Genomic DNA, 17,166 nt, shown 5'->3' with positions numbered 1-17,166 from the left:
GATCACTTCACTAAAGCCTCTTCGGCATGATCAACCAGCGTTTCCATGGATAATACACTACCGAATGTCCAAACACCAGCGCCAAGATCATACATATCCTCATTTTTAACAAAAGCTAAAGAATTCCAAGCTTGATTATTTTCTAAATTAGAGAATAATGGATCATCCTTTTGCACCGTGTGTAAAAATAACGACTCTTGATAATTGGATAATGCTTCCACATTTGCTTCAATGAAACCATCCGTCTGTGGCTCTTGATCTTGAATTTTATTTGTTAGTCCAATGCCTTCAAGAACGTGACTAACTGTAGAATTACTCGTGAAAAGCCGGAAAGTTGGTGCTTGATTCACAGAAAATGCTTGTGTAAAAACAAATTCACTTGTAGATAAATTAGCTGCTTCTACCTTTTGTTTAGCTGCATCCATTCTTTCTTCTAAATGCGTAATAGCGTCTTTGGCCTCTTGTTCCTTCCCTACTAATTTACCAGTTTGTTTAAATGTATCAGTCATGTGGGCATATAAGTCGCTTATTGCTTCGTCGGTTGCTCCATCATATAAAACAACTGGGGCTACTTTTTCTAACTCTTCTTGATGTTTCCGTTGATATTCTTTTCCAACAATCACATCAGGATCTAGTTTGGCAATTTCTTCAATATTTGGCTCGGTACGCTGTCCAACATCGACCACACTATCATCCAATTTCTTATCAATGGTTACCCATTTATTAAACCCTTCTACATCAGCTACTCCAGCTGGTTGTACACCTACAGCTAGTAATTCTTCTGCTACACTCCATTCTAAAGCAACAATGTTTTTCTGCGGTCCATCAAACTCATGTTTCTCTGAACCAGCTTCAATTATAATTGTCTCGTTGTCTGAAGCATCACTTTTATCCTCTGATTCTTGTGATGAGGCATCTTCTTGCATACATCCGGTTAATATAATAAATAAAAATAGCAATGTGCTAAGTAATGTAAGTTTTTTCTTCATCTTTGGTTAACTCCCATTCACTAGTATTTAACTAAATACGAATCGTCTAGATTAACTGATAACGGACTTTTCTACCACATTTGCATAGGATAGACAGATTGGTTTATCACTGAATGGACAAACAGTCAGCATTGGCTGAATGTGGAACACTTTTCTTAAATTCTCTTCTGCCATCACTTCATGTGGGCTGCCTTGGGTAATTAGTTCACCATCTCTCATGGCGATTAAATGGTGGGAGAACCTGGAGGCATGGTTTAAATCATGCAGGACCATGACAACGGTTTTGTTTTGCTCCCGATTAAGCTTTTCTAAAAGTTCCAGTATATCTAGCTGATGTGACATATCTAAATAGGTAGTCGGCTCATCTAGTATAACCACTTCTGTATCTTGTGCGAGTGCCATCGCAATCCAAACTCTTTGTCGCTGTCCACCAGATAATGCTTCTAATGGGCGCTTCTCTAAGTCCGTTAGTCCAGTAGATTCTAGTGCCCAATCAATTGCTTCTATATCAACTTTTTTTAATTTGCCAAATCTGGGTTGATGAGGAAATCTACCATATGTAACAAGATCACGTACGGTTAATCCTGATGGTGCTTCAGCAGACTGTGGTAGTATAGCCATCTTCTTTGCAATCTCCTGGGTAGATGTCTGACTAATCCGCTTTCCATCAAGATAAATTCCACCAGTCTTTGGCTTGAGGATTCGGGCAATTCCTTTCAGTAATGTAGATTTGCCACAACCATTTGGCCCGATAATCGTAGTTATTTTATTTTTTGGTATCGAAACACTAAGCTTATCAATAATAATGGTATCCTCATAACCAACTTGTACTTGATCTATATCGATCATGTTGTCACCTCCAGAACATGAAATTGATAATCATTTTCAATTATAGGTTATTAGTCTTAGATTTTCAATACACGATGAATGAATTTTCATAAAAAATTGTACATACATTTCCTGTAAAGCCACGATATTAAAGGAGAAAAAATCGTAGAATTAGAGAGGAGAGGAACGTTAGGAAGAGGTTAAGAATAAAAAATAGATAGTAGGTGTGGAATAAAAGCATCTACCAGCTTTTCCCAACTTGACGATTTCGCTAACCATCTGTCATAATAATGGTAATTAAATATGGTACCTTTAATTCAGTCCAGAGAGGCTGACAAGGACAGCGGATCATGTGTAGGGGTTATGTATAGATGTACAAACATACATAACGGTAGCTACTATCGTTTTTCGATAATGGCCATCCCTAAAAAGCAGGCTTCTTGTCGCACACGACTGGAGGCCTGCTTTTTTATACAGAAAACACAATCTCCCTTCTTGGTATGGTACCGATAACCAGGAGGAATTATAATGAAAAAAATAGATACAGAGTTTTCGTTACAGGCAGTTCCATTAAATCATCGCAATGGATTTTGGAAAACATTCGTAGTGATGCTTGGTTTAACATTCTTCTCAGCAAGTATGATGTCAGGTGGAGAATTGGGACAAGGGCTGACATTCCTACAGTTTATTGGAATTGTGCTTGCTGGTAATTTGATTCTTGGTGCATATACTGGGGCATTAGCTTATATAGCTGCAAAGACTGGGCTGTCGACCCACTTACTTGCACGCTATGCATTTGGTGAGAAAGGTTCCTATCTTCCTTCCTTTCTCCTTGCATTCACACAAATTGGCTGGTTCGGTGTTGGGACAGCGATGTTTGCAATTCCTGTTCAAAAAGTAACAGGAATTGATATCTATCTATTAATTGCTATAGCGGGAATTGCTATGACGTTTACTGCCTTTTTTGGAATGAAGGCACTTGCTATCATAAGTTTTATCGCCGTGCCATTAATTACAGTCTTAGGCAGTACCTCTGTTTTTAAAGCAGCAGAAAGTATTGGAGGGATACAGGGACTACTTGATTATCAACCTGCTGAGGCAATCAGTTTAGCTGCAGCGTTAACCATTTGTATCGGCTCATTTATCAGCGCAGGAACACTGACACCGGATTTTACTCGCTTTGCTCGTAAAAAGCGTTCAGCAGTAGTGACAACCGTGATTGCCTTTTTTATAGGAAATACGCTTATGTTTGTTTTTGGAGCTATTGGTTCGATAGCAACTGGACAAGCAGATATATCGGAAGTAATGTTTATACAAAACTTGATTTTACCAGCTATCATCGTCTTAGGACTAAATATTTGGACAACCAATGATAATGCGCTATATGCCTCTGGACTTGGATTATCTAATATTACGAAACTACCAAAACAGAAATTAGTTATTGTTAATGGAGTTATCGGGACATTAGCTGCGATGTGGTTGTATAATAACTTTGTTGGGTTCTTAACACTACTTGGATCTGCGCTGCCGCCAATTGGAGCTATTATTCTTGCTGATTTTTTCATTGTTCATCGAGGGAATTATCGGGCATTTAAGACAATGACTTTTCAACCCATCAATTGGGTAGCAATACTTGCGTGGGGAGTGGGGATTGTCGCGGCAACCTTTATCCCGGGGATCCCGCCAATTAATGCTTTAATTGCTACAGGAGTAGTCCATGTAGCAGGGATGAAATTCATTGGAATGAAAGAGAAACAAGTCATGACATCAAAAGTAGAGAAGGTGAGTAATTAATATGATTATAAAAAATGCCTCGTTACGAGGAAAAGCTGGGAAATGGGACATTTCCATACAGGATAAGAAAATTATCTCGGTTCATCGATCGAATACGATAAGAGATGGCGAAGATGTAATCGATGTAAATGGTTCTCTAGTACTGCCACCCTTTATAGAGCCTCATATCCACCTCGATACAACACTTACTGCAGGAGAGCCTGCATGGAATCAAAGTGGAACGCTGTTTGAGGGGATACAACGTTGGTCTGAACGGAAAGTATCCTTAACACAGGAAGATGTAAAAATAAGGGCGAAGAAAGCTTTAACATGGCAAATTGCTCAGGGTATTCAGCATGTACGTACCCATGTGGATGTTACCGATCCCAAACTAACGGCGTTAAAAGCTTTATTAGAAGTAAAGGAAGAAATGGCTGCATATGTAGACTTACAGTTGGTTGCCTTTCCGCAAGAAGGCATTCTATCTTATCCGAATGGTCAAGAATTAGTTGAAGAAGCACTTAAGCTAGGTGCAGATGTTGTTGGTGGAATTCCGCATTTTGAATTTACTCGTGAGTATGGTGTGCATTCAATGAAGGTTGCTTTTGACTTAGCTGAAAAATATAATCGGCTCGTTGATATTCATTGTGATGAAATCGATGATGAGCAATCTCGTTTTGTAGAAGTAGTAGCTGCTGAAGCTTATGAGCGAGGACTAGGATCAAGGGTAACAGCTAGTCATACAACCGCTATGGGATCTTATAATGATGCCTATACGTCGAAGTTATTTCGTTTATTAGGTCTTTCTGAAATCAATTTTATTTCTAATCCGCTTGTTAATATTCATTTGCAAGGAAGGTTTGATTCCTATCCAAAACGACGAGGATTAACACGTGTCAAAGAATTGCTGGAAGCTGGAATGAATGTTTGCTTTGGCCATGATGATATCTTTGATCCATGGTACCCACTTGGTACAGGAAATATGCTACAAGTACTTCATATGGGAATTCATGCTTCCCAATTAATGGGATATGATCAAATTAGCAATTCAATTGATTTAATTACAACCAATAGCGCCAGGACAATGGATATTGAGGGGCACTATGGAATTGAAGAAGGTAAACCAGCAAATTTAATTGTGCTTGACGCGGAAGATGATTATGAAGCTATTCGCAAACAGGCAGCTGTATTGTATTCGATTCGTAACGGCAATATAATTGCTGAAACAAAACCAAGTGAATCACATGTCCATTTGACAAAAACAGCAAAGGTGGACTTTCAGAAATAAGAAGCTAAAGAGTCTGTAAATATCCTGTTTGCAGGCTTTTTATATTGAAATGAAGAGTTGCCGCTGAGATGATAGTTGTCTCAGCCCAATGAAAATACTGTTGTTTTTTGTAGAAAAGATAGCGTATAATAAGACTATTGTAATAGATTTTGGTAAATCTAGTAATTTTCTATTAAAATTTCAAAATAATTAAATGAGTTATTTATATGTAAAAGGAGAAATTGTATGAAACGAAGCGATCGGAAAAAACCAAGAAGACTATGGTTTAAGATTCCTTTAGTTATTATTCTATTATTGGTACTAGGGGGCGGAGCGTATGCCATCTCCATTTATAATAATGCAAAGAGTACGGTGAACGAAAAAATGAGTGAGCCGGTGGAAGCGATAGATACGACGGTAACAAAAAAGAAAATGAAGGATGAAGAACCATTAAATGTGTTATTACTCGGTGTCGACGCGCGTGGTGCGGATAAGGGAAGATCAGATGCGTTAATGGTGCTTTCACTTGACCCTAAACAAGAAAAGATGCAATTAGTTAGTATTCCGAGAGATACACGTACAACGATTGTTGGTAAAGGATTTGAGGATAAGATTAACCATGCATATGCATATGGTGGAAGCGAAATGTCAATAGCAACAGTAGAAAACTTCTTAGATATTGAGCTGGATTATTTTGTACGTATGAACATGGAAGGGCTCGAAGAACTGGTTGACCAGCTTGGTACCATCGAAGTAAATAACGAGATTGCCTGGAATGATGGTACGTATAATTTTACGAAAGGACCAGTAGAGATGGATGGAGCGAAAACTATGGCATTTGTACGTATGCGTAAACAGGACAATGCCGGAGACTTTGGGCGTACCGAGCGCCAGCGTAAAGTGATCGAAGGCATTGTCGATAAAGGTGCTTCCGTCGCCTCAGTCAACAAAATCAGCGGTGTCATCGATGTATTAGGAAACAATATGGCGACAAATATGGATTTTGATGATATGAAAGATTTACTTTTTAACTATACAAATGTAAGGAAAAACGTTGTTAGCTATATGATGGAGGGGAGCGGCACCAAGATTGATGGCACTTATTATTACATTGTGCCAGATGAAGAAATCACGAAAGTACACGGAATGATTAACGAAATAAAATCATAATGGGAATGGATAAGACCTTCATGTAACGATGGAGGTCTTTTTTTTAAGCCTTTGTTCTGTAAACGTTTTACAAGTTTATGTCTTGGGAATCGGTATATAAACGTGTTTATAAGGAGGAAGTTATATGGTTTTACCGTTTAAGCATGAACCGTTTACTGACTTTAATGAATCTGCGAATCGAGAAGCGTTTCGACAAGTCTTAAAGAAAACAGAGAGTCAATTAGGAGAGGATATTCCATTAATGATTAATGGGCAAAAAGTATATACGGAAGAAAAAATCGTCTCTATAAATCCGGCAAACAAAGAACAAGTTGTTGGGAAAGCTTCTATGGCGTCAACGGATCATATTGATCAAGCGATGAATGCGGCACAAGAGGCGTTTAAAGAATGGGGGCGTTGGAGTGCGGAGGCACGTGCAGAGGTGCTGTTCCGGACAGCTGCGATTGTTCGTAGAAAGAAATATGAATTCGCCTCTATACTCGTCTATGATGCAGGTAAGCCTTGGGGACAAGCGGATGCTGACATTGCAGAAGGTATCGATTTCCTCGAATATTATGGAAGAGAAATGATAAAGCTTGCCGAAGGAAAATGGGTGGAGGATCGTCCAAATGAGAATAATTCGTATTTTTACCAGCCGCTGGGACCAGGGGTAGCTATCCCACCATGGAACTTTGCGTTTGCAATCGTTTGCGGTACCACTGTCGGCCCATTGGTTGCCGGGAATACGGTATTACTAAAGCCTTCGGAGAATACACCTGTAATTGCTTATAAGCTTGTGGAAGCTTTAATGGAAGCAGGCGTACCAGATGGAGCTATCCATTTTGTCCCTGGTGATCCTAAAGAAATTGGCGATTATCTGGTTGACCATTCGAAAACACATTTTATTAACTTTACTGGTTCACGTGCAACAGGAACACGAATTATAGAACGTGCTGCAAAGATACAGGAAGGTCAAGATTTCCTCAAGCGGGTAGTCGCTGAAATGGGCGGAAAGGATACAATTATAGTCGATAATGATGCAGACATCGATCTTGCGGCAGACGCGATTGTTCAATCTGCATTTGGATTTCAAGGCCAAAAATGTTCCGCTTGTTCACGTGCTATTATTCATGAGGCTGTTTATGATGAAGTACTTACCAAAGCGATTGAGAAAACAAAGCAAATTACAATCGGAAATACGGCTGAACAGGATTTTTATATGAGTGCGGTAATTAATCAAAAGCAATTCGATAAAATCAAACAATATATTGATATTGGAAAAACAGAAGGAGAGCTTGCTTACGGCGGGGAGATGGATGATTCCAACGGTTATTTTGTTTATCCAACGATCTTTAAAGATGTCGATCCAAACGCTCAAATTATGCAAGAAGAAATCTTTGGACCTATCGTTGGTTTTGCAAAGGCAAAGGATTTTGATGAATTATTAGACATCGCAAATAATACAGAATATGCACTAACTGGTGCAGTGATTTCCAATAATCGCAAACACTTAGACCGTGCTCGCTATGAGTTCCAAGTAGGGAATCTATATTTCAATCGAGGTTGCACAGCTGCAATTGTAGGTTATCAGCCATTTGGTGGATTCAAAATGTCAGGTACAAACGGAAAGGCGGGAGGCCCGGATTATTTACCACAATTCCTCCATGCAAAAACCGTATCGGAAATGTTTTAGGAAGGAGTATAAAAAATGACAGTCCAGATCTGGGCTGTCATTTTTAAATATTAAACGGATGTAGCACCTTGTGCGCCGTCAATTCGGTAGTAGGAACCGCTGATGAACGATGCTTTTTCAGAAGAAAGGAAGAGCATTAAGTCGGCAATTTCCTCAGCTGTAGCATAGCGGTTCAGCGGAACGGAAGCTTCGAATTGTTTTCTTGCTTCTCCAGCGTTTTCACCCATCGCATTTTTTTCTATGGATTTCATCATAGCCGTATCGACCCCTGAGGGGGCAACTGCATTCACGCGGACGTTATATTCTGCCATCTCAAGGGCTGCTGTTTTATTAAGCCCGATAACGGCATGTTTCGATGCAACATAAGCACTCATACCTGGGGCACCAAGTAGGCCACCATTCGAGGCTGTATTCACTACAGCACCACTATTTTGTTCCTTCATTTGTTTAAGTACATATTTTAAGCCGAAGAATGCGCCCATTATATTTACTCCAAATACCGCATGGTAATTATCAGCTGTTTGCTCCGTAATGTTTGCGAACGCTCCATTAATGCCAGCATTATTAATAAACACATCAATGCGCCCGAAATGTTTGTTGGTCTGATCGACATATGTTTTAACATCTGCTTCTTTTGAAACATCGGCATCCAGTAAGAGAATATCATCAGCTTGAACGGATTCCGCTGCTTTTTCAAGTGCATCTTTCTTAAGATCGACAAGTGCTAGTTTGGCACCTTCTCTGCGAACTTTTTAGCTGCAGCAATTCCAATTCCTCCTGCTGCTCCTGTTATAAGTACGACTTTATCTTTGAATTGCATGGATATTTCCTCCTTCAGTATAAACATAAGGGTAGCTATTACTACCTACCCTTTATTATACCGCTAAAACTTTTGATTCATGTTGCTAGACGACTTTTGTCTGAATATTTTATAACTTGTAATAATAAAAATATAAACGTAAGATAAATGAACAAAATATAAGAATGAAGCAAGAGGAAGGATGCTGTTTAAAAGATAAGTCACTGAATTTCACAATTATTGGAGGTTGACATGTTTATGGACTTTTTATCAATTATTCCACCAATTGTTGCTGTATTATTGGCGATTTTTACAAAGCGTGTGTTGTTTTCTTTATTTATTAGTATTTGGGTTGGAGGATTGATTGCAGCTGGTGGAAATCCTTTTGCTGCAGTCGGTATGACCTTTACATGGATGAAAGATGTGATGATTGATCCTTGGAATGCACGTTTCCTTGTCATGACAGCATTGTTAGGAACAGGGGCAGCATTTATGTTTAAGACCGGTGGTTCAGAAGGGCTTATACGCTTATTGGAAAATAAATTAACCACAAAAAAGCGAGTACTATTCCTACCATATATATTAGGGCTAGTCGTCTTTTTTAATGATTATGTAAATTCCGTAATCGTGGGAAATGCAACAAAGGATATTACTGCAAAACATCAAGTATCACGTGAGAAATTATCTTATATCATTGATTCAACCGCAGCACCGATTTCAACAATTGGCCCAGTTTCAGATTGGATTGGCTTTCAAGTATCTTTAATAGCAGCAGCATTTGCTACGATTGGTATAGCAGGTATAGATCCGTACTTTGTTTTCTTACAATCGATTCCTTGGAATTTCTATGCGATTCTCTGTTTGCTAGCTGTACCCATGATCATTTTATTAAAGGATTTTGGACCGATGGCAAAAGCGGAAAAACGTGCGCATACAACCGGGAAGTTGATTCCAGATGGATCGACACCATTGTCTTCGGTTGACCAGGATTTGGGGGAACCGCATAAAAAAGTGAGTAGCGTTTGGAATTTTATTCTGCCTCTTGTCACGTTAATATCTGTCAGCATTTGGGGGCTATGGTATTCAGGAGGTGGCGCTGAAGGAAAGTCCATTATGGACGCACTTGCAGATACAGATGTTTCTGTAGCACTTACTTGGGGAGCATTTGCAATGACAACCGTTGGCATTATCCTAGCTTTACTCCAAGGTATGCGTTTAAAGGCTTGTGAGGATACATTGTTAGGTGGGATTCGTACCATGTTGCCAGCATTAATTATTATTGTTTTAGCATGGTCAATCGGTACAGTAACTTCTGAGCTGGGTACAGCGGAATTTGTAGTTAAAGCCACACAAGGGTGGATGACTGAAGCATTATTGCCATTTCTCGTATTTATAATTGCGATGTTTATCTCGTTTGCTACAGGAACATCTTGGGGCACCATGTCGATCTTGACGCCGATTGCTATTCCGCTGGGTTATTCAATGGGAGGAGAAGAATTAATTGCAATAGTAATTGGAGCAATCTTTGCTGGGGCAATCTTTGGAGACCATGTCTCACCAATCTCTGATACGACCGTGATGGCATCGATCTTCTCCGAATCCGATCACATTGCCCATGTGAATACACAAATACCTTATGCCCTTGTACCAGCTAGTATTGCTGGAGTAATGTACGTAAGTTATACATTCATTGACAATAGTATCATTCTCTTAATTGTCGGTATTGTGGTTCAATTTTTTATTATACGGTATTTAGGGAATCGGCATGAACAAAGGGAAGGAGAACGATTGGAAATAGATGAGGATGTGGGGTAGGGAAAAGAAGGGAGATTTCATTCTTTGGAGCAAGTTCAACAGTAAAGAAGCTGTACCGTTTTGCTTCGACGACGAATTTAAGAAAACTGATGATGCTATTAATTCAGTATCTACCCAATGTTCTTCATTAGGTGCAGTACAAAACCGTCTAGAGCATACGATTAAGGAGCATTTACTGAAAACGGAACAGCTGCTGAGTCACATATTAGAGTTGTTGATATGGCCAAAGAAATGATGAATTTCACTAAGAATAATATTCTTACGCAGGCTGCTCAAGTGTTGGCACAAGCAAACCAGGAGTATTATAATTACTTCGTTAATTTTTAGACTAAAATAACAGTAAAAAATCCTGCTCATATTGAGCAGGATTTTTATATAATTTGTTCATATTCCCATAAAATAAGGTATTGTATATATAGAAGTAACCATTACTTGAATTTGTTGTTTACTTTCTCTTCCAACTTTTCAACTCTTTCCTCTAACTTATCTCTAGAAGAATTCTTGGATTTCACATACTTAACAATAAAAACTATTCCAAAAGCTATCGCTATAGTAAAAATTAAGTTAATAAAGATGATTATTAAAGGCATTAATTCCTGCATAGTCATAAAATCACCTCACAAATATTACTTCCACCTTATAATAACAATTAAATATCATTATATCCATATCCTAAGGCCCCACATATAAAAATAGCTCTTTAAAGGGGCTGTGAAATCTTTAAAAAGCTATTGCTAAATTAAATTAATTAAATCAAACAGTTTCATAACTGTTGGCACTTCTCGTTCCGGTCATACGTATTCAGAACCGACTTCCATTTTAGCTCCATCTTTGAATGTATATGTTTTTGGTCCATTTTCAGCAATGTATTGAAATCAATATCATTTTAGATTTTTTGGAATTTCATTTTTTCAATGTAGGATTTTTCCATTTAGAGAGGATGGCGTATTCATTTATTCCAAAATATATAGTAATATAGTAAGAAATAAATATAAAGTTTGTATATTTCTAACAATCTTGTAATAAAATCAATCTAATCGTAGAGGAGGATTCTTTTGCTAGAACTATCCATAAAAGACACAGATAATTTAAAGAAAGTGGCCCATGCGCTAGCTTCCGATGTTCGTCTGCAAATTATTAATCTACTTAATGAAGGAAATATGAATATCCACCAAATGGCTGAGACATTAGGCATACCCGTTTCTACCACAGCGTCACATGTGAAGGTGCTGGAACAAGCTGCATTAATACATACAGAACTTCGACCGGCAAGTAGGGGAGCTATGAAAGTTTGTACAAGAAATTTCGATGATATTCATATTCAATTAAATAAAAAAGATAATTTCTATATGGAGAATCAAAGCTATCGATTAGAAATGCCGATTGGTCAGTATACCGATTTTCAAGTGGCCCCTACTTGTGGCATGGTAAATCAAGAGCAATTCTTGATTCCTGAAGATGAACCGGTTCATTTTTATAGCCCAGAGCGCTCAAAAGCACAATTAATTTGGACCAGAAAGGGATATTTTGAATATAAATTTCCTATCGTAATTCCAAGTGGTGCGACGATCTCTAGCCTACAACTTTCCATGGAGATATGTTCGGAAGCACCGAATCATGACCCCAATTGGCCATCGGATATTACGTTATGGATTAACGGTGTAGATATTGGGACATGGACGAGTCCAGGGGATTATGGAGATCGTCCAGGGAAACTTAATCCAAGTTACTGGGCTGATACTACCAGTACACAGTATGGCAGTTTAAAAACGTGGAAGGTTACCAAGCATGAAACATTTATTGATGACTTTCAATTATCGGCATGTACCCTCGACGAATTAAATCTACTAGAAAAGAATTTTGTATCAATTAAAGTAGGCATTAAAGAAGATGCAATACATAAAGGAGGTATTAATTTATTTGGTAAAGGATTTGGTGATTATGATCAAGATATCGTATTAACGATTCATTATAGTTAATGTAACGATTGCTCTATCGTATGTTTGTTGTCTGTTCCGACAGAATCGGCTCCCGCTTAAAATCAATACCATTTGTCCTATGTGTAATGGAAGATCTAATCTAGTTATTGAGGTATGTAGTTGAATTTGGAGCATTTAAAGTACTAGAAAAACAGACAGAATTTATTCTTTCTGTCTGTTTTTACCTTAAAATGAAAATGATTCCCCATCTTCTGGCACGAACACGTTAGAGGAGATTCCTTTTTCATTAATAAAGCTTTTTAATTCTTCTCTGGACAATGTCCAATGGTTCACAGCCTCCATATGACTTGCGATAATTTTTGCATGAGGGGAAGCCTTAGATACTTGATAAACATCATCTTTACTCATCACAAGAGAACCGCCTTCTAGGAATTGGTTATCTCCAGCATTTACGACAATGATTGCTGGATTGTGTGCATTAATCTCTTCTTGCACACCTTCATACCAAACCGTATCTCCTGCTACATATAACGTTTTCTCCATTGGGTGTTTGAAAACAACACCACAAACTGGACCAGCAAGTTTTACTATTTCTCCTCTTCCATGATTCCCCTTCGTTTTAATTAACTTAACATCTTCAAAAACGGAATCTTCTTGTAAAACCTCTACATTTTGGAAACCCTCTTTTTCTACTTCTTTCGCATCTTCTTCGTTTTGTACAAACATCTTGATATCTTTTGGTAATACTTCTTTGGCAACTTCATCAAAGTGATCTAAATGTAGATGCGTTACAATGACGGCATTGATGTTGGATATAATTTTATCTATCGATGTTGGTAAGTTCACTAAAGGGTTATTTTGTTCCTGTCTAGCTGAATTTGGGAAAGGAGGATAAGTCCCCTTATCTGCTAAAAAAGGGTCGATTAAAAACTTTTTATCTGCATAGTCAACTACAAGAGTTGCATTTCGGATTTGTTGTATATTCATAATAAAACTCCCTTGCTTTTATTTAAGTATATTTTATACTAGGATCAATTAAGAATACATGGATAAAATCAAGACTTTTTGCTGTTTGACTTGATAATTGAAAGGATTTGACCGAATGCTGGATAATACGGATATGCAGATTTTGGAGGAACTTAACGAGAACAGTCGTATAACGATGAAAGAACTGGGGGAAAAAGTTCATTTGACTGGACAAGCTGCTGCAGATAGAGTCACTAAATTAGAGGAAAAGGGAGTAATTGAGGGATATACAATAAAGATAAACCAAGTAAAATTAGGTTGTTATGTATATGCCTTTATTACAATTATTATACGAAGTACCAATCATCAGCCTTTCCTTTCCTTTATTAACACTCAAGAGAAGCATATAATAAGCAATTATAAAATCAGTGGAGATGGTTGTTATCTTCTTGAATGTAGATTTCCATCAAATGAAGTATTAGATGATTTTTTGTTGGGCTTAAATAAGCATGCAAATTATAAATTATCGATTGTAATTAAGAAGCAATAATTAAATGGAAAATTTAGTTATATTAAATGAACGCGGGGAGTCGTGAATGGAATAAAACCTAAAAGTAACTCGCTTGGATATTTGTCCAAGCGAGTTTATTTTTCATGTACCTGCTGTCAATTATATACGCTTGAATAGGGGGCTTTGAAAGGATGTTTTCTTTATATATAAAAGAGATTTCTAAAACAAAAGGAGTTAGAAAATACATTTAATTTTATTGACTTTTCAGAAATGTAAGCGTATTATTCACTTAAAATACAGAAAAACAGTATAAAAACATAAAAATTGTAATAAAGGGAGGGGTGTTTGATGCGTAGAAGGGTTGGCGTATCATTGTGTTTGCTTAGCCTGTTATTTCTGTTAACAGCGTGTTCTGGTCTTGGTCAGCTAGTAAGTGGTAATAGCGCGAATGTTCCAGATGGAGCTAAGGAAATCAAAATGTGGAATTTATTTGCAGGTGGAGATGCCGAATACATGCAAAACATCGTGGATGAATTTAATGCTAGTCAAAACGAATTCTATGTGAACAATATTCAGCAAGAGTTCGAGGAATACTATACGAAACTAATTACCAGTCTTGGAGCAGGGAAGGGACCAGATATTGCGATTTCTCATTCTCATACATTACCTGAGTTAGTCGATCTTGGTATTTTGCAACATCTAGATGGCTATGCAGAGGAAGTAGGAGTGCAATGGGATGAGTTTAATACAAATATTCTAGATCAAACCGTTTTTGATAATCAACATTATGCAATCCCCATTGATACACATCCTCATATTATGTACGTCAATAATGATTTGATTGATCAAGCTGGATTATTAAATAAAGATGGAACGTTAAAGATGGAGGAGACGCCCGAAGGATTTCGAGCATTTTTTCAAACATTAAAAGAGAAATTGCCAGAGAATAATTTTCCATTGGCATTCCCAACAGTTGGAATGGATGGATATCGACAATGGTGGACATTTTATACCCAGCTAGGTGGCGAAAATATTGTAACAGATGATTTGGAAAACCCTAGTTATGTGTTAGATACGGCCAAAGCAATTGAAGCTGCAGAATACATGCAGAAATTCTGGTATGAGGATGAAGTCATTCCATTAAATCTAGCAGATTTCTATTCGGACTTTCAATCTGGTAAAGCGGCTACGATTGCCACAGGTGTTTGGTCGACAGGAGTTTGGGAAAGCACGGAGGATTTTAATTTTACGGCAATGCCGATTCCCACTATTTTTGGACAAAAAGGAGCATGGGGTGGTTCGCACACCCTAGTTTTACCTGCCTATGAAGATGCAGATCCAGAAGTACAACGAGGTGCCGTTGCATTTATGGACTTTGCCACAGATCATGGAGCAAAGTGGGCGCAAGCAGGTCATATTCCAGCAAAGGATACGGTAGTAGAATCAAAGGAATTTAAAGAGATGGCCTATCGGGAAGACTATGCCCAGGTTGCCGATTATGTCAATTTCTCTGACCGAACCATTTATTATCGTGGTATTAACGATATTATGATCCGTAATCTCGATCGAATATGGACAAATGAAGCTACCGCAGAACAAGCTTTTCAGCAAATTGAGAAAGAGGTAAAGGAGCTTATACATGATTAATTAACAAATAAGACAAGAAAGGAGTTTAGGAAATGAATAAGAAAGCTTGGATCAAAGATATGAAAGCGGTTCCTTTTTTGCTTCCATTCTTTATTGCTTATTTAATATTTACAATCCTGCCTATTTTTAAAGGATTGCAAATGAGTCTATATGATTGGAATCTAGTTAAGAAAATGGATTTCGTCGGCTTGGAGAATTATGTGGACATGATTAAGGATCCTTTCTTTTGGCAGACCTTATGGAATACGACCTTATTTGTTATCCTCACCACACCAACGATGGTACTTCTAGCATTAGGTCTTGCGCTTTTAGCTAATTTAAATACCAAATTAAAGACCTTCTTCCGTGGCTCGTTCTTTCTGCCAAGTATCTTGTCCGTTGCGGTAATATCCTTTTTAGCCATCTTTATGTTACAGCCATACAGTGGTTTGGTAAATACGGTGATTCAGGCAATAGGAATTGAAGCAGAACCATTTTGGATGGCGGATAAAACGTTGGCTTGGGTCAGTATTGTCGGGGTAACACTATGGTGGTCGGTTGGTTTTAATATGATTCTTTTTCTTACGAGTTTGCAAGAAATCCCAGATACGTATTATGAAGCTAGTGAAATCGACGGCGCTACGAGATGGGAGCAATTTCGCTATATTACTTTACCACAATTAATCCCAATTGGTCGGGTAATCATTTTATTACAAATATTAGCTTCTTATAAAGTATTTGCGCAAATCCTGCTAATTACTGGTGGTGGTCCAGGAGGAGCCACACGGCCGCTCATTCAATACATTTATGAAGTAGGCTTTACACAAAATAATTTGGGCTATGCAGCAACGATGTCTTATGCGTTATTTTTCATCTTATTAATCTTGTCAATCATTCAGTTAAAAAATCAACGATTGGAGGAGAACTAGATGGCTTCGATTACTTCATCTAAAAGTAGGAAAGCGTTGGATCGTAATCGAGATCCGCTCTTAAAGGTAAAAGTAACCATCGGTGTGATTGTAGCTATAGTGTTTATTGTTCCGATTATTTGGATGTTGTTTGTATCGATCAAACCGGATGGATTCTCTACGTCAAATCCTATTGCGTGGTTTCTACCACCCTATACGATTTCCAATTATGTAACTATCATTATGGACAGCTTAATCCTACGTTGGCTGTTTAATAGTTTTTTTGTTGCTTTGGTAACTACCATTTTAACATTAGCAATTACTTCGTTGGCAGCATTTGCGATTTCACAAATGAAATTTCGTTTTAAGAATTTTATTTTTATCTTCTTTTTACTTGGTTTAATGATTCCAGGAGAAGCAACGATTATTCCTCTTTATGAAATTGTTAAGAGTATGAATCTGATTGACAGTTATGCTGGTTTAATTCTGCCAATGATTGCTTCACCACTTGGAGTCATTATTTTAAAAAGTTTCTTTGATGGTGTACCAAAAGAAGTTATTGAGAGTGCCATTATTGATGGTTGTTCTTATTTCAAATTATTCTACAAAATTGTCTTGCCCCTAGCAAAACCTGCAATGGCAGCGATTGGAATCTTTACTTTTATAGGTTCATGGAATAATTTCTTATGGCCATACTTATCCATATTGTCGGAGACGTTGTACACATTACCGGTTGGCTTGCCGGTGTTTAATTCAACTTATTCGCAAGCTTATGTGTTACCAATGACAGCCAATGCCATCGCATCGATTCCAGTTATTATTGCATTTTTGATTTTTGAAAAACAGATTGTCAAAGGAATTAGTTTCACAGGTATAAAAGGTTAATAGAGGAGTGAAGGAAA

Annotated in this window: 13 protein-coding genes and 2 pseudogenes; 11 read left to right on the top strand and 4 right to left on the bottom strand. The window is 37.8% G+C overall.

Features of this window, described 5'->3' with window-relative positions; all coding sequences use genetic code 11:
- Positions 1-2: 2 nt before the first annotated feature.
- Positions 3-989, bottom strand: a complete 987-nt coding sequence (locus tag JKP73_RS03175; RefSeq protein ID WP_200410900.1) for an ABC transporter substrate-binding protein — start codon at positions 987-989, stop codon at positions 3-5.
- Between the two features lie 51 nt (positions 990-1,040).
- Complete coding sequence (locus tag JKP73_RS03170; RefSeq protein ID WP_021289506.1) at positions 1,041-1,838, bottom strand: ABC transporter ATP-binding protein; 798 nt, start codon at positions 1,836-1,838, stop codon at positions 1,041-1,043.
- A 507-nt stretch (positions 1,839-2,345) separates the two neighbouring features.
- Here JKP73_RS03170 and codB point away from each other — a divergent pair.
- From codB to pruA, 4 genes are all read left to right on the top strand, one after another.
- Positions 2,346-3,611: a cytosine permease gene (gene codB, locus JKP73_RS03165; protein WP_038242603.1), complete on the top strand. Its 1,266-nt coding sequence runs from the start codon at positions 2,346-2,348 to the stop codon at positions 3,609-3,611.
- A 1-nt stretch (position 3,612) separates the two neighbouring features.
- Complete coding sequence (locus JKP73_RS03160) at positions 3,613-4,878, top strand: cytosine deaminase (RefSeq protein ID WP_021289504.1); 1,266 nt, start codon at positions 3,613-3,615, stop codon at positions 4,876-4,878.
- 225 nt (positions 4,879-5,103) lie between these two features.
- Positions 5,104-6,027, top strand: coding sequence for an LCP family glycopolymer transferase (locus tag JKP73_RS03155; protein ID WP_021289503.1), 924 nt, complete (start codon positions 5,104-5,106; stop codon positions 6,025-6,027).
- 124 nt (positions 6,028-6,151) lie between these two features.
- Positions 6,152-7,699 (top strand): L-glutamate gamma-semialdehyde dehydrogenase, encoded by a 1,548-nt coding sequence (gene pruA, locus JKP73_RS03150; protein WP_021289502.1) that lies wholly within the window; start codon positions 6,152-6,154, stop codon positions 7,697-7,699.
- Between the two features lie 50 nt (positions 7,700-7,749).
- Here pruA and JKP73_RS03145 read toward each other — a convergent pair.
- Positions 7,750-8,388: pseudogene (locus JKP73_RS03145) on the bottom strand (SDR family NAD(P)-dependent oxidoreductase); the annotation flags it as partial.
- Positions 8,389-8,750: 362 nt separating this feature from the next.
- Here JKP73_RS03145 and JKP73_RS03140 point away from each other — a divergent pair.
- The 3 genes and pseudogenes from JKP73_RS03140 (at position 8,751) to JKP73_RS03130 (ending at position 12,292) form a co-directional block, all read left to right on the top strand.
- On the top strand, positions 8,751-10,313 hold the full coding sequence (locus JKP73_RS03140; RefSeq protein WP_021289499.1) for a Na+/H+ antiporter NhaC family protein: 1,563 nt from the start codon (positions 8,751-8,753) through the stop codon (positions 10,311-10,313).
- A gap of 85 nt (positions 10,314-10,398) precedes the next feature.
- A pseudogene (locus JKP73_RS03135) lies at positions 10,399-10,640 on the top strand (flagellin); the annotation flags it as partial.
- Between the two features lie 728 nt (positions 10,641-11,368).
- A complete protein-coding gene (locus JKP73_RS03130) occupies positions 11,369-12,292 on the top strand; it encodes an ArsR/SmtB family transcription factor (protein WP_021289497.1) in 924 nt (307 codons plus the stop codon).
- A 186-nt stretch (positions 12,293-12,478) separates the two neighbouring features.
- Here JKP73_RS03130 and JKP73_RS03125 read toward each other — a convergent pair whose 3' ends face one another.
- On the bottom strand, positions 12,479-13,240 hold the full coding sequence (locus JKP73_RS03125; RefSeq protein WP_200410899.1) for an MBL fold metallo-hydrolase: 762 nt from the start codon (positions 13,238-13,240) through the stop codon (positions 12,479-12,481).
- A gap of 115 nt (positions 13,241-13,355) precedes the next feature.
- Here JKP73_RS03125 and JKP73_RS03120 point away from each other — a divergent pair, with 115 nt between their 5' ends.
- From JKP73_RS03120 to JKP73_RS03105, 4 genes are all read left to right on the top strand, one after another.
- Positions 13,356-13,769 (top strand): Lrp/AsnC family transcriptional regulator, encoded by a 414-nt coding sequence (locus tag JKP73_RS03120; RefSeq protein ID WP_021289495.1) that lies wholly within the window; start codon positions 13,356-13,358, stop codon positions 13,767-13,769.
- Between the two features lie 309 nt (positions 13,770-14,078).
- Positions 14,079-15,377, top strand: coding sequence for an extracellular solute-binding protein (locus JKP73_RS03115; protein ID WP_200410898.1), 1,299 nt, complete (start codon positions 14,079-14,081; stop codon positions 15,375-15,377).
- Positions 15,378-15,409: 32 nt separating this feature from the next.
- Positions 15,410-16,285, top strand: a complete 876-nt coding sequence (locus tag JKP73_RS03110; RefSeq protein ID WP_021289493.1) for a carbohydrate ABC transporter permease — start codon at positions 15,410-15,412, stop codon at positions 16,283-16,285.
- Complete coding sequence (locus JKP73_RS03105) at positions 16,286-17,149, top strand: carbohydrate ABC transporter permease (RefSeq protein WP_021289492.1); 864 nt, start codon at positions 16,286-16,288, stop codon at positions 17,147-17,149. It begins immediately after the preceding gene.
- Positions 17,150-17,166 lie beyond the last annotated feature (17 nt).

The sequence above is a fragment of the Virgibacillus salexigens genome (assembly GCF_014905415.1).
Lineage (GTDB): Bacteria > Bacillota > Bacilli > Bacillales > Amphibacillaceae > Virgibacillus > Virgibacillus salexigens.
Note: the sequence above shows the minus strand (reverse complement) of the source record. Positions and strands in the feature narration are given on the sequence as shown.

Bases quoted from the DNA above. Each gene is read 5' to 3' on its own strand.
- JKP73_RS03175 (WP_200410900.1), bottom strand. From the start codon at position 989: ATGAAGAAAAAACTTACATTACTTAGCACATTGCTATTTTTATTTATT.
- JKP73_RS03170 (WP_021289506.1), bottom strand. From the start codon at position 1,838: ATGATCGATATAGATCAAGTACAAGTTGGTTATGAGGATACCATTATT.
- codB (WP_038242603.1), top strand. From the start codon at position 2,346: ATGAAAAAAATAGATACAGAGTTTTCGTTACAGGCAGTTCCATTAAAT.
- JKP73_RS03160 (WP_021289504.1), top strand. From the start codon at position 3,613: ATGATTATAAAAAATGCCTCGTTACGAGGAAAAGCTGGGAAATGGGAC.
- JKP73_RS03155 (WP_021289503.1), top strand. From the start codon at position 5,104: ATGAAACGAAGCGATCGGAAAAAACCAAGAAGACTATGGTTTAAGATT.
- pruA (WP_021289502.1), top strand. From the start codon at position 6,152: ATGGTTTTACCGTTTAAGCATGAACCGTTTACTGACTTTAATGAATCT.
- JKP73_RS03140 (WP_021289499.1), top strand. From the start codon at position 8,751: ATGTTTATGGACTTTTTATCAATTATTCCACCAATTGTTGCTGTATTA.
- JKP73_RS03125 (WP_200410899.1), bottom strand. From the start codon at position 13,240: ATGAATATACAACAAATCCGAAATGCAACTCTTGTAGTTGACTATGCA.
- JKP73_RS03120 (WP_021289495.1), top strand. From the start codon at position 13,356: ATGCTGGATAATACGGATATGCAGATTTTGGAGGAACTTAACGAGAAC.
- JKP73_RS03115 (WP_200410898.1), top strand. From the start codon at position 14,079: ATGCGTAGAAGGGTTGGCGTATCATTGTGTTTGCTTAGCCTGTTATTT.
- JKP73_RS03110 (WP_021289493.1), top strand. From the start codon at position 15,410: ATGAATAAGAAAGCTTGGATCAAAGATATGAAAGCGGTTCCTTTTTTG.
- JKP73_RS03105 (WP_021289492.1), top strand. From the start codon at position 16,286: ATGGCTTCGATTACTTCATCTAAAAGTAGGAAAGCGTTGGATCGTAAT.